Consider the following 15,381-nt stretch of genomic DNA (forward strand, 5'->3'; position numbering starts at 1 on the left):
GCTCCGGGAGGCCGGGGTCATGGATGCCGACTGGACCGGCGCCTTCGACGCCGTGCCCCGGCACCCGTTCCTGCCGGACGTGATGTGGCCGCACGACATGGCCACCGGGCGTACCGTCACCGTGTCCCGGGCAGAGCGGCCCGAGCTGTGGCGGTCCTACGCCGACTCCGATGTGCCGATCGTGACGCAGTGGGACGACGGATCGCACACCGGTCCGGGACCGGGCGCCCTCGCGACCAGTTCCGCGTCCATGCCGAGCGTGGTCCTGCGGATGCTCCGGGACCTCGACGCGCGCCCCGGTCACCGGGTCCTCGACATCGGTACGGGCACCGGATGGAACGCCGCGCTGCTCGCCCACCGGGTCGGGGCCGATCACGTCGTCACGGTCGAGGTCGACGGTGTGCTGGCCGAGCGTGCCCGACCAGCCCTGGGCCGAGCCGGGTTCCCGGTCGGTGTCGTCCACGGGGACGGGCTGCTCGGGCATCCGCCCGCCGCGCCCTACGACCGCGTCATCGTGACGTGCGGCCTGCGGGCCCTCCCGTACGCGTGGGTGCGGCAGACCCGGCCCGGCGGGGTCGTCGTCGTCCCCTGGGGTACGGAGTACGGCCAGCAGGACGCCGTCGCCCGGCTCGTCGTCGCCCCGGACGGCCGGTCCGCCTCCGGACGCCTCACCGGACCCGTCGAGTTCATGAAGCTGCGGTCCCAGCGCGGGCCGGACCCCGACCACTCCTCGTACGTCGGCGGCTCCGTCCGTGACAGCGCCGACTCGACCTCCGTCACCGAACTGACCGAGTCGCGGTACCTCGGTGAAACCCCCTTCGCCGTACAGCGGTTCGTCCTGGGGCTGCGACTGCGCGGCTGCCGTCACGTCGTCGCCGAACGCCGTCACGGGGCCCGGCCCGTCTGGCTGTACGGGCTCACCGACCGTTCCTGGGCGTGCGCGCTGTTCCGTGACGGACACGCAGACGCGCCCGTCTGGCAGGGCGGGCCGCGCCGCCTCTGGGACGAGGCGGAGGCCGCGTACGCCTGGTGGCGGGACCGGGGAAGTCCCGGCTATGAACGGTTCGGCCTCACCGTCACCCCGGACGGCACGCGGGCATGGCTCGATGAGCCGGAACGCTCCTGGGCTGTGTGACCCGTGACCGGTGCGGGACCCGGGCTTGTGGTGCTCGTGCCGCCCTGGTCCCGTCCGGTTCGTACGTTCCGTTCAGGCGCGGGTGTCCGTCGCCGTCCAGTCCACCAGGCGCGTCCACGCCTGGTGGGTGAGGTGCAGTACGGGGTTCCCGGGCCGGGTGCGCTTGCTGTCCCGTACGGCTACCTTGCCGTGGACCTCGGCGTGCTCGGGTGACCACTCGACGCAGTCACCGGCATTGGGGCCGCTGTACGTGGAGCGATGCCAGGTGGCGGTTCGTTCAGGCTGTGAAGTTGCCATCTTTGACTCCCGATATGAACGTCGACCACGCGGTGTGCGTGACCATCAATGCGGGGGCGTGCGGGGTCTTCGTGTCACCTATGGGGACGAAGTCGGGGATACCGGGGGCGATTTCGATGCAGTTTCCGCCGTCGTTCCCGCTGTAGCTGCTCCTGATCCACTTCGTGACTCTGAGGCCGTGCTTGTCCATGGTGGCCATACCCTTCCATTGCCTCGCTGATCAGAGCGGCGGAATCCGGTGCCGAGAGGGCATTTGCCCTGAGCGCATCATAGATAAAGCTGTGACGTGCAATCACGCCCGGATCATTGTGGAAGTGACCGCTCTCCATTGACTCCGAGTAGGCCCACTGATCACCTTCGGGCAGCGTGAGCAGCGACATCGAGGTCTTGGGTCGCGCGAGCCCCGGTTGGTTGGTGGGTGCGACCTGCACATGGATGTTGGGCAGTTGGCTCACTGCAAGCAGATGGGCGCACTGGTCGTACATGACGCTGGGCTCCCCGACGATGCTACGAAGGCAGCTTTCGTCCAATACCACGACGTATAGCGGGCCACCTGGGGCGAGGAAGCGCTGTTGTCGGCTCAATCGAGCCCGAACTCGTTCTTCGACCACGTCGCCAGTCATGACGGGTGAGAACAGTGCGCGGGCGTATCCCTCGATCTGCAACAAACCTGGAATGTCTTGCGTCTGGTACTCGCGGACGGCGACGGCCACCGCGTCCATATCCGCCCGCCGCTGGAACCAGTCCGGATGTTCCACCGCCGGGTACCAGTCGATGCGGCCCCAGAGCTGTATCAGGACGCCGCCCGTGGTCAGGACGGCGTCGCACCTGCGGACGAAGCTGTCCTGCGGGACGCGGGTGCCTGCCTCGACACGTGCCACCAGGGAGCGGTCGCACGGGATCTGGCCGGCGAGGCCGTCCTGGGTGAGGTCGGCGGAGCGTCTGAAGTGGCGGAGTACGTCGCCGAAGACTCCGGCCGTCGTGGCGGCTTCTGTCGATTCCCCCGTGGCGTCGCGTTGGCTCACAAGGGTGCCCCTTCCGTGACATGGATCAGTGGAACGCGCGCGGCATTGAGCGGCGCGGTTCCGCTGCGCAACGCTGCACGTACGAACAGTAATTGAGCATCCGTCGGGTGTGGGCGGGTTCGGCGTACGGAGTGCACATGGTGAAGCAACTGGACACGGACGGCACGGGATTGGAAAGAGGTGCTGTCGTGTTCGATTCCGAGCGGCGGAAGGTCGGGGAGTACCAGGACGAGTCCGGGCCGTACGCGGTGCTGCGGCCCCTCGGTGGGGGACGGGAGTGGGAGGCGGAGTTCGGGCAGCTCAGGGGGGCCACGGCGGAGGAGCGGCTGAGCGCGGAGCTGCGCGCGGCGAACGAGCGATCGGAGCGGCGGCCGTGAGCGGGGCGGGCGGGACGGGCGGCTTCGGCGGTACGGGGCCGGGGCCGCGTCGGCGGTTGCGGCGGGTGTTCCGGTACGTGCCGTTCACGATCGTGCAGGACCCGACGGCGGAGCCGGAGTACGCGGCGCGGTGCGTGTCGGGGGCGGAGGCGGACTGCGGGGCGGAGTCGGGGGCGTGGGGCCACCCGGCGGACGTGGAGGACTGGCAGCGGCTGCACACGCAGGAGACCCGGCATCTGCGGTACCGGCGGACGTTCTCGGACTACGCGGTGCTGGAGCGGTCGGACGGCGTGCCCGATTCGGCGGGGTGGACATGAGGCACGTGGGTACAGGGACGGGTCGGCGCAGGTCGCGGCGGGGGCGTCGGCGCAGGGACCCGTACCGGCGCCGGGTGCGGGTGACCGCCGACGGGGTGTTCTGGGGCGGGGTGCTGATGGTCAGCACGGTCACGGGGCTGCTCGGGGTGATCGTGATGGCCGTCTTCCACCGCACGCCGCCCTGACGGGGGTGGGGGCCGTGTCAGGCAAGTGAGGACCGTTGGCTGTCGGCTCTCATCGGCCAGGTATCGGCCAGTCCCATGGCTGAGGCGTTCGGAGGTCGTCGAAGAGGCGCTGATCTCACATGGCGCGGACCTGCTTGTCGGCATGTTGGCATCGGGCTCGCCCCTCCTGGACTCGGGGCTCATCGACCCCGGAGGGCTTCGCGACGGGGTACGAGAACTACGGCATGGGGCTTACGACGAGATGCGCCATTCCCAGCTGATCGAGGTCGTCCACCTTCATCTCGCGGCAACGGCATATCTGTGAACCCGGCTATGCGTAGGGGAGCGTTGTCCCGTCGAACCTGTCCTGAAGGTCCTTGACCGGCTCGGCCCGCCGCGCCATCAGGTACATCGGGCCACGGGACTTCCGCATCTCGTGGACCACCGCGAAGCCCTGGTGCTGGTAGTACGTCACCAGGCCGGGGAAGCGGCAGCCGCGCCTCAGCCAGGTCTTGCCCTCCTGGAAGGCGCGGTCCAGGGCCCATAGCGCCAGCAGTGTGCCGGGCTTCCAGGTCCGGACGGCGGGGTCGGTGACCGTCGTGTACAGGTACAGCGAGGGTTCGCTGAGTTCCTGTTCCGTCCACGCCATGGGCGGAGTCGAGTCCGTCACGGTCGTACAGCCCACGGGTCTGCCGTCGGCCTCAAGAATCCACATCGATCCGTCCGGGTTGGCCGTCAGCGCGCTGACCAGTCCGGCATCGTCGCGCCAGCTCGGCAGCCCTCTCTCCTCCAGCCAGTCCGACCGCGCGAGGACGAGCGTCTCGACGGCGGACGCGTCGCCGGACGTGGCGGGCCGGACGCCGAACCGGAGCGAGGGCATCGGGTTCCGCCGTTCAGCGTCCGGGCTTCCCTCGGACCCAGTTCCGACCGGCCCGGGGACAGCCTGTTCATCCATGTCGGTCACCGTACCGAGGATCGGCCGTGGCGCGGGGTGCTTCTCCACCGCCGCGACCGTCACCCTTCCCGGGCCCCGGTCCGGGGGACGTGACCCGGATCACGTCCCCCGGAAAACCTCGCGGCCCGCCACCGCGTCTAGCAGGTGTGCAATGGGTGAGGGCGGCAGCGCCGGAGGAACTGGACGAGGAGCGGCTGCTCCGGCGGGTGGCCCGGGGTGACCGGGCCGCCTTCGAGGAGCTGTACCGGCGTACGTCGCCCTGGCTGGCGGTACGGCTGGGGCGGCGCTGTGCCGATCAGCAGATCGTCGCCGAGGTGATGCAGGAGACGTATCTCGCGGTGTGGCGGGCGGCGGGTTCCTTCGCCGGGAGCCGGACCGGGGGGAGCGCCGTCGGCTGGCTGTGGACGATCGCGGCCCGCCGGCTCGTGGACGCGTTCCGGCGCCGGGCCCACCACGCGCAGCCGCCGCCCGCCGCCGCCGCGCACCCCGTCGCGCCCGCCGCCGAGGAAGAGGCGCTGCGGGGAGCCGTCGGCGGTGACGTCGGGGACGCGCTGCGGCGTCTCGCGCCGGAGCTCAGGGACGTACTTCAGGCCATGGTGCTCGACGGACTCTCCGTCCGCGAGACCGCCGTTCTGCTCGGACTGCCCGAGGGAACGGTCAAGACCCGCGCCCGCCGGGCCCGGACCGCGATGCGGGAGGCGCTGTCATGAACGCCGAACACACCTCACCCACCTCACCCACCTCACCCACCTCACCCCCGTCCCACGCGTCGGCGCGGCTCATCGCCGGGTACGCGCGCGGCGACACGGACCTCGTCCCGGACGAGGTGTGGGCCCTGGAGGCCCATCTGGAAGGGTGCCGGAGCTGCCGCGACCGGCTGTCGGACGCCGTCGACGCCGGGGCGCCGGCCGTCGCGGCGCTGACCGCGTCCGTCTGGTCGGACCTCGGACCGCAGCTGGCCGCCGCCGTCCCGGCGCCACCGCGCCGCCGCCGCGCGCGGCTGTCGGTGTGGACGACGCCCGTCATGACGCCGTGGCTCGCCATGGTCCTGGCCGTGACGCTGCTCGCCCTGCTGCTGGACCTGGTGGGCCCCGGGCCCGGCCAGGTGTCCCTGATGCTGCTGCTCGCTCCCGTCCTGCCCGTGTGCGGGGTGGCGGCCTCTTGGTCACGCGGCCTGGACCCGGCGTACGAGCTGACCGCGTCCTCGCCGAGAGCGGGGCTGCAACTGGTGCTGCGGCGGACGGCCGCCGTGCTCGCCGTGGTGATCCCCGCGCTGCTGGCGGGGGGATGGGCGACGGGGGTGATGGCCGCGCAATGGCTGCTGCCCTGTCTGGCCTTCACCGCGGCGACCCTGGCGCTCGGCGGGGTGATCGGGGTGACCCGGGCCGCCGTCGCCGTGGTCGCGGTGTGGGCCGTCGTGGTGGCGGCGCCGACCCTGGCCACCAGCCGTACGGCCGTCGCGCTGGAGCCGGAGGTCCTGCCGGTGTGGGGGCTGGTCCTCGCGCTCGGCGCGGGTGCGGTGATCGTCCGCAGGGGCGCGTACACCGTGCTGGGGGCCCACCGTTGAAGCCGGACCGTTCGGACCCCGGCCGCTGAACCCCGGCCGTTGACCTGATTGCTGGGGGCCGGCCGCTGAACGCCCGGCCGTCGGCGCCCCGTTCCTGAGTGCGGCGGTCTGCCGGAGCCCTGTTCCCGGTTCCGGCGTACCCGTTACCGCGTCGCCCCAGGTCCGGTTCCGGCGTGCCTGCCGGACGCCCGGCCCGGTTCCGGCGTGCCCGTTTCATGCCCCCATGCCCTCATGCGTGCTTGCGGCGTGCGGCGTACCCGTCCGACGAGAACCTTCGGGCCAAGAGACACACAGCGACACACAGCGACACACAGCGACAGACATAGACAGACAGACAGAGAGAAGGGGAAGCGCGTCATGCGTGCAGTGAGCGGGGCCGACATCGCCCCCACCGCCTACGCCTGGGAGATCCGGGCGAACGGGCTGAAGGTGAGGGCCGGACGGAAACGGATGGCCGTCGACGGGCTCGATCTGACCCTGGGCACCGGTGTGCACGGGCTGCTCGGTCCCAACGGGGCGGGCAAGACCACCCTCATCCGGGCCCTGGCCACCGTGCTGCGGCCCGCCGGAGGCGAACTGGAGCTGCTCGGGGAGTCCGTGGCCGGACTGGGCGAGCACCGCGCGCTGCGCCGCCGGATCGGTTATCTGCCGCAGGAGTTCGGCTACTACAAGCGGTTCACCGTCAGGGAGTTCGTCGAGTACATGGCGTGGCTGAAGGAGGTGCCGAAGGCGGACATCCCCGCGGCGGTGCAGCGCGCCGTGGAGCGGGTCGGCCTGGCCGACCGCGCCGACGAGCGGATGAAGGCCCTGTCGGGCGGGATGGTGCGCCGGGCCGGGATCGCCCAGGCCATCGTCAACGACCCGTCGATCCTGCTGCTGGACGAGCCGACGGCCGGGCTGGACCCGGCGCAGCGGCTGCGCTTCCGTGAACTGCTCCAGGAGCTGGGGACGGACACCTGTGTGGTCGTCTCGACGCATCTCGTGGAGGACGTGGCCGCCGCCTGCACCGATGTGGTGCTGTTCGCCGAGGGGCGGCTGGTCTTCCAGGGCACCCCGCGCGAACTGGCCGAGGCGGGCGGCCCCGACCATGTGGGCGACAGTCCGCTGGAGCGCGGCTACTCGGCGCTGCTGGCCGGACCGGTGGGGACGAGGGGTGCCTGGTGAATCCGCGTATCGCACGTATCGAACTGCGGCGCTCCGCCGCCCCGTGGACCGGGGCGGTCGTCCTGGCGGCCGCGCTCGTGTTCCTGTGTCTCATACCCGGACCGTGGTCGACGGGCAGCGCGCTGTGGACGGCCCAGTGGACCTCCATGGCCATGTGGACCCGGCACATGCTGGTCTTCCTGTGGCCGCTCGCCGTGGGACTCGGGGCGCTCCAGGGGCTGCGTGACCGGCGCTCGAAGATGACCGAACTGCTGGCCGGCACCCCGCGTCCCGCATGGCACCGGGCGGCCGTCCAGGCGGGCACGACGGCGTTCACGCTGGTCTCGGCCTTCGCGCTGCTCCTCCTGGTGGGCGCGGTACTGGTGCTCGCGGGTGACGCCTCGTACTTCCACCTCGGCTGGCTGCCCATCTCGCTGGTGGGGGCGCTCGGGCTGGGCGCGGGGGCCGTGTTCGGGATGGGGGCCGCGCGTGCGATGCCGTCGATCCTGACCCCGCCCGCGCTGGCCGTGGCCGCCCTGATGGTCACCAACTTCCTGCGGCACCACCGGTCCTCGGACGCCGAGGTGCCGCTCGCCCTCGTGCCGAACCCGGTCGCGCTGTTGGCACCGACGGTGGCGGAGGTGCACGAGACGCTGCTGACGCTCTCCGCCCCCGTGCATCTCGGGCAGACGGTCTGGCTGCTCGGCATGGCCGCGACGGGTGTCGCGCTGCTGGCCGCCGCGGGCCCGAGGGCCCGGCTGCTGGCCCTCACGCCTCTGGTGGTGGGCGGGGTCTTCGCCCTGCTCCTGTTCCCGGCCGGCCCGCGCGACACGTACGTCGTCGACCGGGAAGCGGCGGCGCAGGTGTGCGACGGGCCGGTGTGCGTGACGACGGTCCGGCAGGCGCGGCTCGACGGTATGGCGGGTCCCGCCAAGGAGGCGCTGCGGCTGCTGAGCGGCGCGCTGGGGGAGCGGGCGCCCGTCGGTGTCCGCGAGACCACCGCCCTGCGGGCGCTCAGCGCCACGCCGGAACGCCCGCGTGACGCCGTGCTCGTGGACTTCGACGACGGGGCGCTGGCCGGTGCCCGGGGCGAGCGGCTGACCCGGTTCCTGATCGGGCAGGGCATCGTCCCGCTGTGCAGCCCCCGCAGCCGCACCGAGAGCGGTACGTGGGAGGACGCCGCCGCGCAGAGCATCGCCGCCGCGTGGGTCCTCGGGGAGCAGCCCCGGCCGCTCGGCGGGACCATGATCTCCGCCAAGGGCCAGGCCGAGACGTCCGGTCCGGTGTGGAAGCGTTTCAGCGCGCTGCCGCGGGCGGAGCAGCGGGAGCGGATCGACGCCGCGCACACCGCCGCGCTCTCCTGCAAGGGCGACGCGCTCACCGAGCTGAACGGCGGTGCGCTCCGGTGAGATGGCTGACGCTGTACGCGCGTTCGCGGCACGCGCCCGCCTCGCTCGCCGTGGTGCTGATCAGCGCGCTGGCGGTGTGGGCGCTCGCCCGGACCGGCGACGGGAAGCCGTGGAGCGGATGGCTGCCCGTGCTGGTCCTCGTCGCGGGGGCGGCGGCGGTCTCGGTCGGACTCGGCGGGCAGGACCCCGCGCTGGAGCGGACGGCCGCGATCCGCTGGATGCCCCGCAGGGTGGCGCACGTACTGCTCGGCGGTGTGCTGATCGGCGCGGTGCTGCTGGCGGTGCAGACGATGGACGGGCAGCAGACCTCCCCCGCCCTCGTCCTGCGCAACAGCGCGGGGCTGATGGGGCTCGTCGCCGTGGGGGCGGCCTGCTGGGGGAGGCAGTACGCGTGGACGCTGCCGTGCGTGTGGCTGGCGTTCTCCATGGTCGTCCCGCCCTCGACGGACGTGGTGACGCAGGTGCTGACCTGGATGCTGCTGCCGTCCGGCACGGCGGTCGGTACGTGGACGGCCCTCGTCCTGGCCGCCGCGGGGACCGCCGCCCACGCGGCCGTCGGCGTCGGGGGCGGGGGTGTGCGGCGCTGACGGGGTCGGGGTCGCGCGGTGCTGACGGGGTCGGTGGTGGGGGTACGCGGTGCTGACGGGGAGTGCGGTGTGCGGCTGGGGACCGGTGGCGGGTGGGTGGGGCGGGGTGCCGGTGCGCGGGGTGGGTGCGGTACGCGGGGCGGGCTGACAAGTTGGCGGGCGGGACGGCGGGACGGCGGGGTGGCGGGACGGCGGGACGGCGGGGTGGCGGGACGGCGGGACGGCGGGGTGGCGGGACGGCGCCCCGGGGTTGACCTCAACCGCGGTTGACGTTCGAGGATCGGTCCATGACCACCAGTGACGACGCCATCCTGCTCTTCCACAACACCATGCGGATCACCGACGGACATGTGGAGGGCTTCCGGGAGGCCATCGCCCAGGCGGTGGGGTTCGCCGAGCGGCACGGGCCCCAGCTCATGGTCGAGGTCTTCGTCGACGAGCGGCGGATGACCGCCCACAGCTTCCAGCTCTTCCGGGACTCGGACGCGGTCCGCGCGCACTGGAAGCTCGCGGACCCGTACATCCAGGGGGTGATGGAGCACTGCCGGGTGGAGCGCTTCGAGGTGTACGGCGAGCCGGACGACGACGTGCTGGCGGGGGTGCGGGCGGGGATCGGGGACGGCGAGCTCGCGATCGCCCCGCGTACCGCCGGTTTCCTGAGCTTCGGTCAGGGGGCGGCGGGGGCGTAAGGGTCCGGTCACCGGTGTGAAGGGGAAACCGTGCGGTGGGGACTCCGGGCCGTGCTTGTTGCCGGACCGGCAACAATGTTTGACGTTTCCCGGGGTGTCCGGCGAGCTTGGGGGCAGGTGCCGCAGGCATCGCGCAGCCGTCACGGAGGAGCCTCGATGTCGATCCCGCAGATCACCGACCCGGCGGAGTTCTGGGAAGACCGCTACCGTTCCGACGCGCGCGTCTGGAGCGGCAACCCCAACCCGCTGCTCGTACGGGAGGCCGCCGGCCTGGCGCCGGGCACCGCCCTGGACCTGGGCTGCGGTGAGGGCGGTGACGTCCTGTGGCTGGCCGCGCGCGGCTGGCGGGTGACCGGCGTCGACATCTCCGCCACCGCGCTGGAGCGGGCGGCGGCCCATGCCGCGGAGGCCGGTTTCGCGGACCGGGTCGCGTTCGAGCGGCACGAACTCGGGGTGACGTTCCCGCAGGGCAGCTTCGACCTGGTCAGCGCCCAGTTCCTCCAGTCGCCCGTGGCCCTGGACCAGGACGGTGTGCTCAAGCGGGCCGCCGGGGCGGTCGCGCCCGGGGGCACCCTGCTGATCGGTATGCACGGCGGCTGGCCGACCTGGATGGAGAAGCACGAGCACCCGTTCGACGCCGACTTCCCCACCCTCCAGGGCGTCCTCACGGCCCTCGCCCTGCCGGACACCTGGCGCGTGGACACCCTGGAGGCCGTGGAACGCCCCTCACCGTCCCCCGAGGGCAAGCCGGGCACCCGTGCGGACAATGTGTGGCGGCTGACCCGGACGGTGTGAGCGGCTGGCGGTCCGCTTTCGGTGGTCCTGGGCCGACCTGCGTATACGTGTTCGCAGTGGCCCGGCGCACGTGTTCGCGCGGCAGCCGTTCGGGGCGCCTCGCGTATGGCCTGTGTCAACGTCCGGGCCCGGGGCGTCAGCGTCCCGTCAGGGGGCGGGGCGTGGGCGGTGGGGGCGGGCATAGCGTCGTCGGACAGGTCCCGGACACCCCCCCCGGACCGCCCCGGGCACCCGTCCGGAACCGACGGAGGACCGTATGCCCGACACGCCCCTCACCGACGACCCCGAACCCGCCGAACGGACCCCGGCCGGACCCCCGCGCACGCTGTACGTGCCGGTCCGGCCGGGGTCCGCCGGGTGCTCGGCCCGGACGTTCCGTACGCCGCTGGGCGAACGTACGGCCGTCGGGTTCACGAGTGCCGACCGGCTGGTGGCCGCCCTCGGCGGCGGACAGCCCTGGGTCAGGCTCGCCGCGACCGCGCTGCGCGCGCTGACCGCACCGCTCGGGGTCGCCCGGATCACCGTGGACCCCGCCTTCGTGGCCCCGGTCGTCACACCGGTGATCCCGGTCGCGCCCGTCCGCGCCGCCGCACTCGTGGAGGTCTGACGCCATGACCGCACTCGACACCGCCCCCGCCGCGCCCGTCCGCCGGCCCGAGGACCTCTCCGTCTGGCCCGCGTCGGCCGGGCTCCTCGCCCACGGCGACCTCGCCGTCGGCGGGGTGTCGCCGGCCGGGCTCGCCCAGCGGTACGGCACCCCCGCGTACGTCCTGGACGAGGGCGAGGTGCGCGAGCGCTGCCGCCGCTACAAGGCCGCGTTCCCGGAGGCCGAGGCCGAAGTCGTCTACGCCGCCAAGGCGTTCCTGTGCCGGGCCATGGTCAACTGGGTCCGCGAGGAGGGGCTCGGGCTCGACGTGTGCTCCGCCGGGGAGCTCGAACTCGCCGTGACCAGCGGGTTCCCCGCCGACCGGATCGTCCTGCACGGCAACGCCAAGAGCCCGTACGACCTCGCGACCGCGCTGCGCCTCGGGGTCGGACGCATCGTCATCGACAGCGCCTCGGAGGTCGCGAGGCTCGCCGCCGCGGTCGGTCCCGGCGGTACGCAGCGGGTCATGGTCCGGGTCGTGCCCGGGATCGTCGCCGGAGGGCACGAGAAGATCCGTACCGGCGGCGAGGACCAGAAGTTCGGGCTGTCGCTCACCGACGGGTCCGCCCAGCACACCATCGCGCGGATACTCGACCAGCCCCAGTTGCGGCTGACCGGGCTGCACGTCCATCTCGGATCGCAGATCACCACGGTGAAGCCGTATCTCGCGGCCGTGCGCAGGGTCGTCGGGCTGATGGCCGCGCTGCGGCGGCGGCACGGGCTCGTGCTGCCGGAACTCGACCTCGGCGGCGGCCACGGGATCGCCTACCGGGCCGGTGAGGACGCCCTCGACGTGACCTCCCTCGCCCGCAAGGTCCGCGCCGAACTGGCCTCCGGATGCGCCGCCGCGGGGATCGGGGTGCCCCGGCTGATCGTGGAGCCGGGGCGGGCCGTCGCCGGTCCGGCCGGGGTCGCCCTGTACCGGGTGCTCGCCGTGAAGCGCACCGGCAAGCGGCTGTTCGTCGCCGTGGACGGGGGCATGAGCGACAACCCGAGACCCGCGCTGTACGGCGTCCGGTACGCGCCCCGGCTCATCGGGCGGGCCTCGCGCGCCGAACCCGCGAACGTGACGGTCGTGGGACGGCACTGCGAGGCCGGGGACATCCTCGCCGCCGAGACGGCGCTGCCCGGTGACGTCCGCCCCGGCGATCTGCTCGCGGTGCCGGTCGCCGGGGCGTACCAGCTGTCGATGGCGTCCGGCTACAACCTCGTCGGCCGGCCGCCCGTGGTCGCCGTACGGGACGGGCGCGCCCGGCTGCTCGTACGCCGTGAGTCACTGGAGGACATGTGCGGACGGGACGTGGGGGTGTAGGCCGGGTACGTCCGCGGGGGTGGCCGGGGGTGGGCCGCGGTGGGCCGTCGTGCCTCCCCCCGCTTCCGGCCCGCCCGTCCGCATGTCCTTCGGTGGTTCCGTCGTCCGTCGTTCCTGGGGGTTCCGCCGTGCTCATGTGTCGCGCGGGCCGGGGGCGTTCAGTCCAGGGCGCGGGCGACGCGGAGGTTCCAGCGGCCCGACCGGCCGGTGAGTTCCACGGCGCCGAGGGGTTCCACGTCGAGGCGCCGGAACGCGGGGGCGGGCAGGTCCAGGGCGTGGGCGACGGCCGCGCGGACGACGTCCGGTTCGACGACGGCGACCAACCGGCCGGTACCGGAGGCGCGTTCCGCGTCCCGGGTGGTGTCCAGCCAGGCGCCCACGCGGGTGCGCAGGCTCAGCAGGGACTCGCCGCCGTGCGGGGCGGCGGCCGGGTCCGACAGCCAGCTGACCAGGGCCTTCGGGTCCTCGGCGGAGACCTCCGCGAGGGTGCGGCCCCGCCAGCGGCCCATGTCCGGCCCGGCCAGCGCGGGCACCTCCTCGGGCATCTCCCCGGGCGCGGGAACGGCGTCCGGGGCGGGTCCCCGGAGGGCGTCGGCGGTGGCTCGGCAGCGGTGGCACGGGGACACCACCCAGCGGGCCGTCCCGCGCGGGAACGTGCCGCGCAGGGCCGCGCCCGCCCCCGCCGCACGGGCCAGCGCCGCCGGGTCCACGGGGCCGTCGCCGGAGAACCGCGCCTCCCGCAGATCCCGGCCGCCGGCCGGGGCGATCAGCGTCAGCCGGATGGTCGTCGTACCGCTCATCTCAGTGCCTCGTTCCCGTCCGCCGGACCCGTGGTGCCGGTGCGTCCCGGGTCGGCCCTCTTTCCCGGGCCCCGGCCGCGCGGTACGTTCTCGTGGCGCTTGAACGGGCAACCAGCCGGGCGCGGTCAGTGACATCGGCCGACGACGGCCGGTCGACGACGGTCAGTCGGTGGCGTCCAGCCGCTGACGGACGGTCGGGGACAGGCCGTCGGCGGCAGAGGGCGTGACCTCAACAGACAACCGACGAGGGCGGGACGGAAGCCGGTGGGACTCCGGCACGGTCGCGCCACTGTAAGCCCGTACGGCCGCTCCCCGGGAGGGGACCGGTGGGCGAAGTCAGACCCGTGGCCCTCGTCACCCGCACCACCGAGCAGGGACGCGAGTTCCCCAGGAGGTCCTTCATATGGCGCAGTCCGCCGTCCAGCCGGGTGTCTCACCGGTCTCACCCGTCGTACTCCCCGACAAGCTCCCGCTGAAGGTCATCGCGCCCTGGGCCGTCTTCGGCGGGGTGCTGATGCTGATACTGCTGTACTTCGTCGGCGCCGAACAGGGCGCCGTGGCCCTGGTCTCCGGCGAGGGCGTGCACGAATGGGTGCACGACGCACGCCATCTGCTCGGCTACCCCTGCCACTGACGGAGGCAGGACAGCGCTCATGAACTCCACCACCGTCAGACAGCTCCTGGTGCGCGGGATGCTCGCGGGACTCGCCGCGGGCGTCCTCGCCCTCCTCGTCGCCTACTTCGTCGGGGAGCCGCAGGTCGACGCGGCCATCGCCTACGAGGACGCGCACGCCTCCGGCCACGATCACGGCGCCGCGGAGCCCGGCGCCGGACCCGAGCAGGAGGAGGCGCCGCTGGTCAGCCGGGACGCGCAGGCCACCGGCGGACTCGCCACCGGCATCCTCCTCTACGGCGTCGCCTTCGGCGGGATCGCGGCCCTCGCCTACTGCTACGCGCTGGGCCGCACCGGCCGGTTCTCGCCGCGCGCCACCGCGCTGCTGCTCGCCGTCGCGGGACTCGTCGCCGTGTACGTCGTCCCGTTCCTCAAGTACCCGGCGAACCCGCCGGCCGTCGGCGCCGACGACAGTGTCGGGCGGCGCACCACCCTCTATCTGCTGATGCTCGTACTGAGCGTGCTGCTCACGGTCGCCGCGGTGATCCTCGGACAGCGGCTCGCGCCCCGGCTCGGCAACTGGAACGCGACGGTCGTGGCGGCCGCGGCCCTGATCGCCGCGATCGGCCTCGCGTACGCGTTCCTGCCCTCGGTGAACGAGATGCCGTCGGACTTCCCGCCGACGGTGGTGTGGAAGTTCCGCGTCGCCGCGCTGGCCGTCCAGGCGACCTTGTGGACGGCGTTCGGCCTGCTCTTCGGCGAACTGGCCCAGCGGTTGCTGGCACCGGGCCCGGCCGGTCCGGCGTCCGCCACGGTCCGGGACACCGCCGCCGACCGGGACACCGCCGCCGCGGGCCGAGGGGGGACGGCCGGGTAGCGGGGCAGGTCCTTGCGGCTCTTGTACGGCGTCCCGGGGGTTGCGGGGCGCCGTACGGGGTTCGGGGGCGGGGGAGGGGGCCGAGGTGGTGGCCGGGGGCGCTTGTCGGACGGTGTCTGTCCGGAACGGGGCGGATCGACGGCTCTGTCAGTGGCGTCTGAGATGCTGGAATCCGCTCGCCTGAACGGGATGTGACGATGCGTCATGTCATCTGGGTCAGGTGGGCGGGGGGCAAGGCACGCAGTCCGGCAGCGGCTCTTCCGGGGGGAATAAGTGACCAAGTGGGACATCGATCCTGGCGGAGTGGCGTCGATCCTGTCGCTGGTGGGCCTCGCCGCCGATGACATGAGCAAGGACGTGAAGGGGTACGGCGAGGCCGTGACGGACGCGGCGGCATGGGCGGGCACCATCAGCGGCCCGTACTGCGGCAGCGCACCGGCCGGTCCGGTGGGAGTGGCCGTCGCGACGTTCGCCTCCGACACCGAGGCGAAGATCAGGTTCCTGGCCGCCCGGACGAAGAAGTCGCTGGACGGCACGGTCCAGGCGACCACCGCCTACGTCAACGGCGATCTGGACATGGCCGCCGAGGCCCAGCGCGCGGCGGCCAGGACGCCGGACCCGGCCGAGCTCAGAGCCGTCGCGCAGAAGGACGACGGCCAGGGCGGGGGGTAGC

20 protein-coding genes are annotated in these 15,381 nt (G+C 73.2%); 15 read left to right on the forward strand and 5 right to left on the reverse strand.

What is annotated here, in order from left to right; all coding sequences use genetic code 11:
• Positions 1–19: 19 nt before the first annotated feature.
• Positions 20–1,135 (forward strand): methyltransferase domain-containing protein, encoded by a 1,116-nt coding sequence (locus OG711_RS21405; protein ID WP_329560075.1) that lies wholly within the window; start codon positions 20–22, stop codon positions 1,133–1,135.
• A 72-nt stretch (positions 1,136–1,207) separates the two neighbouring features.
• Here the strand turns inward: OG711_RS21405 and OG711_RS21410 are convergent, their stop codons facing one another.
• The 3 genes from OG711_RS21410 to OG711_RS21420 are packed head-to-tail and all read right to left on the reverse strand — an operon-like array spanning position 1,208 to position 2,457.
• Complete coding sequence (locus tag OG711_RS21410; protein ID WP_329560076.1) at positions 1,208–1,432, reverse strand: DUF397 domain-containing protein; 225 nt, start codon at positions 1,430–1,432, stop codon at positions 1,208–1,210.
• The gene (locus OG711_RS21415; protein ID WP_329563942.1) at positions 1,413–1,589 is read right to left on the reverse strand and encodes a DUF397 domain-containing protein; all 177 of its coding nucleotides are present in this window, start codon (positions 1,587–1,589) and stop codon (positions 1,413–1,415) included. The genes OG711_RS21410 and OG711_RS21415 overlap by 20 nt, the downstream gene beginning before the upstream one ends.
• Positions 1,507–2,457 (reverse strand): helix-turn-helix domain-containing protein, encoded by a 951-nt coding sequence (locus tag OG711_RS21420; RefSeq protein WP_329560077.1) that lies wholly within the window; start codon positions 2,455–2,457, stop codon positions 1,507–1,509. The genes OG711_RS21415 and OG711_RS21420 overlap by 83 nt, the downstream gene beginning before the upstream one ends.
• Before the next feature lie 188 nt (positions 2,458–2,645).
• Here OG711_RS21420 and OG711_RS21425 point away from each other — a divergent pair, with 188 nt between their 5' ends.
• Both OG711_RS21425 and OG711_RS21430 read left to right on the forward strand, forming a co-directional pair.
• Positions 2,646–2,834, forward strand: a complete 189-nt coding sequence (locus tag OG711_RS21425) for a hypothetical protein (protein ID WP_329560078.1) — start codon at positions 2,646–2,648, stop codon at positions 2,832–2,834.
• Positions 2,831–3,151, forward strand: a complete 321-nt coding sequence (locus tag OG711_RS21430) for a DUF7848 domain-containing protein (protein ID WP_245877072.1) — start codon at positions 2,831–2,833, stop codon at positions 3,149–3,151. The genes OG711_RS21425 and OG711_RS21430 overlap by 4 nt, the downstream gene beginning before the upstream one ends.
• A 495-nt stretch (positions 3,152–3,646) precedes the next feature.
• On the opposite strand, the gene OG711_RS21435 is transcribed toward OG711_RS21430, so the two are convergent.
• Positions 3,647–4,195 carry a GNAT family N-acetyltransferase gene (locus tag OG711_RS21435; protein WP_073796141.1) on the reverse strand — a complete coding sequence of 183 codons (549 nt, stop codon included), beginning with the start codon at positions 4,193–4,195 and terminating at the stop codon, positions 3,647–3,649.
• 230 nt (positions 4,196–4,425) lie between these two features.
• Between OG711_RS21435 and OG711_RS21440 the strand changes: the two genes are divergently transcribed.
• The 9 genes from OG711_RS21440 (at position 4,426) to lysA (ending at position 12,418) form a co-directional block, all read left to right on the forward strand.
• The gene (locus OG711_RS21440) at positions 4,426–4,980 is read left to right on the forward strand and encodes an RNA polymerase sigma factor (RefSeq protein ID WP_329560079.1); all 555 of its coding nucleotides are present in this window, start codon (positions 4,426–4,428) and stop codon (positions 4,978–4,980) included.
• Positions 4,977–5,837, forward strand: coding sequence for a zf-HC2 domain-containing protein (locus tag OG711_RS21445; RefSeq protein WP_329560080.1), 861 nt, complete (start codon positions 4,977–4,979; stop codon positions 5,835–5,837). Before OG711_RS21440 ends, OG711_RS21445 begins: the two co-directional genes overlap by 4 nt.
• 357 nt (positions 5,838–6,194) lie before the next feature.
• The gene (locus OG711_RS21450; protein ID WP_073796042.1) at positions 6,195–7,001 is read left to right on the forward strand and encodes an ABC transporter ATP-binding protein; all 807 of its coding nucleotides are present in this window, start codon (positions 6,195–6,197) and stop codon (positions 6,999–7,001) included.
• Positions 6,998–8,389 (forward strand): hypothetical protein, encoded by a 1,392-nt coding sequence (locus OG711_RS21455; RefSeq protein ID WP_329560081.1) that lies wholly within the window; start codon positions 6,998–7,000, stop codon positions 8,387–8,389. Before OG711_RS21450 ends, OG711_RS21455 begins: the two co-directional genes overlap by 4 nt.
• Complete coding sequence (locus OG711_RS21460; protein WP_266517316.1) at positions 8,386–8,976, forward strand: hypothetical protein; 591 nt, start codon at positions 8,386–8,388, stop codon at positions 8,974–8,976. Before OG711_RS21455 ends, OG711_RS21460 begins: the two co-directional genes overlap by 4 nt.
• Positions 8,977–9,263: 287 nt before the next feature.
• Positions 9,264–9,665: a hypothetical protein gene (locus tag OG711_RS21465; protein ID WP_329560082.1), complete on the forward strand. Its 402-nt coding sequence runs from the start codon at positions 9,264–9,266 to the stop codon at positions 9,663–9,665.
• 156 nt (positions 9,666–9,821) lie between these two features.
• The gene (locus tag OG711_RS21470; RefSeq protein WP_329560083.1) at positions 9,822–10,460 is read left to right on the forward strand and encodes a class I SAM-dependent methyltransferase; all 639 of its coding nucleotides are present in this window, start codon (positions 9,822–9,824) and stop codon (positions 10,458–10,460) included.
• Between the two features lie 256 nt (positions 10,461–10,716).
• On the forward strand, positions 10,717–11,067 hold the full coding sequence (locus tag OG711_RS21475) for an SAV_915 family protein (RefSeq protein WP_329560084.1): 351 nt from the start codon (positions 10,717–10,719) through the stop codon (positions 11,065–11,067).
• Between the two features lie 4 nt (positions 11,068–11,071).
• Positions 11,072–12,418: a diaminopimelate decarboxylase gene (gene lysA / locus OG711_RS21480; protein WP_329560085.1), complete on the forward strand. Its 1,347-nt coding sequence runs from the start codon at positions 11,072–11,074 to the stop codon at positions 12,416–12,418.
• Positions 12,419–12,576: 158 nt separating this feature from the next.
• Here lysA and OG711_RS21485 read toward each other — a convergent pair whose 3' ends face one another.
• Positions 12,577–13,218: a histidine phosphatase family protein gene (locus OG711_RS21485; protein WP_329560086.1), complete on the reverse strand. Its 642-nt coding sequence runs from the start codon at positions 13,216–13,218 to the stop codon at positions 12,577–12,579.
• A gap of 403 nt (positions 13,219–13,621) precedes the next feature.
• Here OG711_RS21485 and OG711_RS21490 point away from each other — a divergent pair, with 403 nt between their 5' ends.
• From OG711_RS21490 to OG711_RS21500, 3 genes are all read left to right on the forward strand, one after another.
• Positions 13,622–13,852, forward strand: coding sequence for a CbtB domain-containing protein (locus OG711_RS21490; RefSeq protein WP_266517308.1), 231 nt, complete (start codon positions 13,622–13,624; stop codon positions 13,850–13,852).
• Between the two features lie 19 nt (positions 13,853–13,871).
• Positions 13,872–14,708: a CbtA family protein gene (locus OG711_RS21495; protein ID WP_329560087.1), complete on the forward strand. Its 837-nt coding sequence runs from the start codon at positions 13,872–13,874 to the stop codon at positions 14,706–14,708.
• A 273-nt stretch (positions 14,709–14,981) separates the two neighbouring features.
• Positions 14,982–15,380, forward strand: a complete 399-nt coding sequence (locus OG711_RS21500) for a DUF6507 family protein (RefSeq protein WP_329560088.1) — start codon at positions 14,982–14,984, stop codon at positions 15,378–15,380.
• Position 15,381: the final 1 nt, after the last annotated feature.

It is taken from the genome of Streptomyces uncialis (assembly GCF_036250755.1).
In the GTDB taxonomy this organism is placed as follows: Bacteria; Actinomycetota; Actinomycetes; order Streptomycetales; family Streptomycetaceae; genus Streptomyces; species Streptomyces uncialis.

Excerpts from the sequence above, each read along its gene's own strand:
- OG711_RS21405 (WP_329560075.1), top strand. The coding sequence starts at position 20 with ATGGATGCCGACTGGACCGGCGCCTTCGACGCCGTGCCCCGGCACCCG.
- OG711_RS21410 (WP_329560076.1), bottom strand. The coding sequence starts at position 1,432 with ATGGCAACTTCACAGCCTGAACGAACCGCCACCTGGCATCGCTCCACG.
- OG711_RS21435 (WP_073796141.1), bottom strand. The coding sequence starts at position 4,195 with ATGCCCTCGCTCCGGTTCGGCGTCCGGCCCGCCACGTCCGGCGACGCG.
- OG711_RS21445 (WP_329560080.1), top strand. The coding sequence starts at position 4,977 with ATGAACGCCGAACACACCTCACCCACCTCACCCACCTCACCCACCTCA.
- OG711_RS21450 (WP_073796042.1), top strand. The coding sequence starts at position 6,195 with ATGCGTGCAGTGAGCGGGGCCGACATCGCCCCCACCGCCTACGCCTGG.
- OG711_RS21465 (WP_329560082.1), top strand. The coding sequence starts at position 9,264 with ATGACCACCAGTGACGACGCCATCCTGCTCTTCCACAACACCATGCGG.
- OG711_RS21470 (WP_329560083.1), top strand. The coding sequence starts at position 9,822 with ATGTCGATCCCGCAGATCACCGACCCGGCGGAGTTCTGGGAAGACCGC.
- OG711_RS21475 (WP_329560084.1), top strand. The coding sequence starts at position 10,717 with ATGCCCGACACGCCCCTCACCGACGACCCCGAACCCGCCGAACGGACC.
- lysA (WP_329560085.1), top strand. The coding sequence starts at position 11,072 with ATGACCGCACTCGACACCGCCCCCGCCGCGCCCGTCCGCCGGCCCGAG.
- OG711_RS21485 (WP_329560086.1), bottom strand. The coding sequence starts at position 13,218 with ATGAGCGGTACGACGACCATCCGGCTGACGCTGATCGCCCCGGCCGGC.
- OG711_RS21490 (WP_266517308.1), top strand. The coding sequence starts at position 13,622 with ATGGCGCAGTCCGCCGTCCAGCCGGGTGTCTCACCGGTCTCACCCGTC.
- OG711_RS21495 (WP_329560087.1), top strand. The coding sequence starts at position 13,872 with ATGAACTCCACCACCGTCAGACAGCTCCTGGTGCGCGGGATGCTCGCG.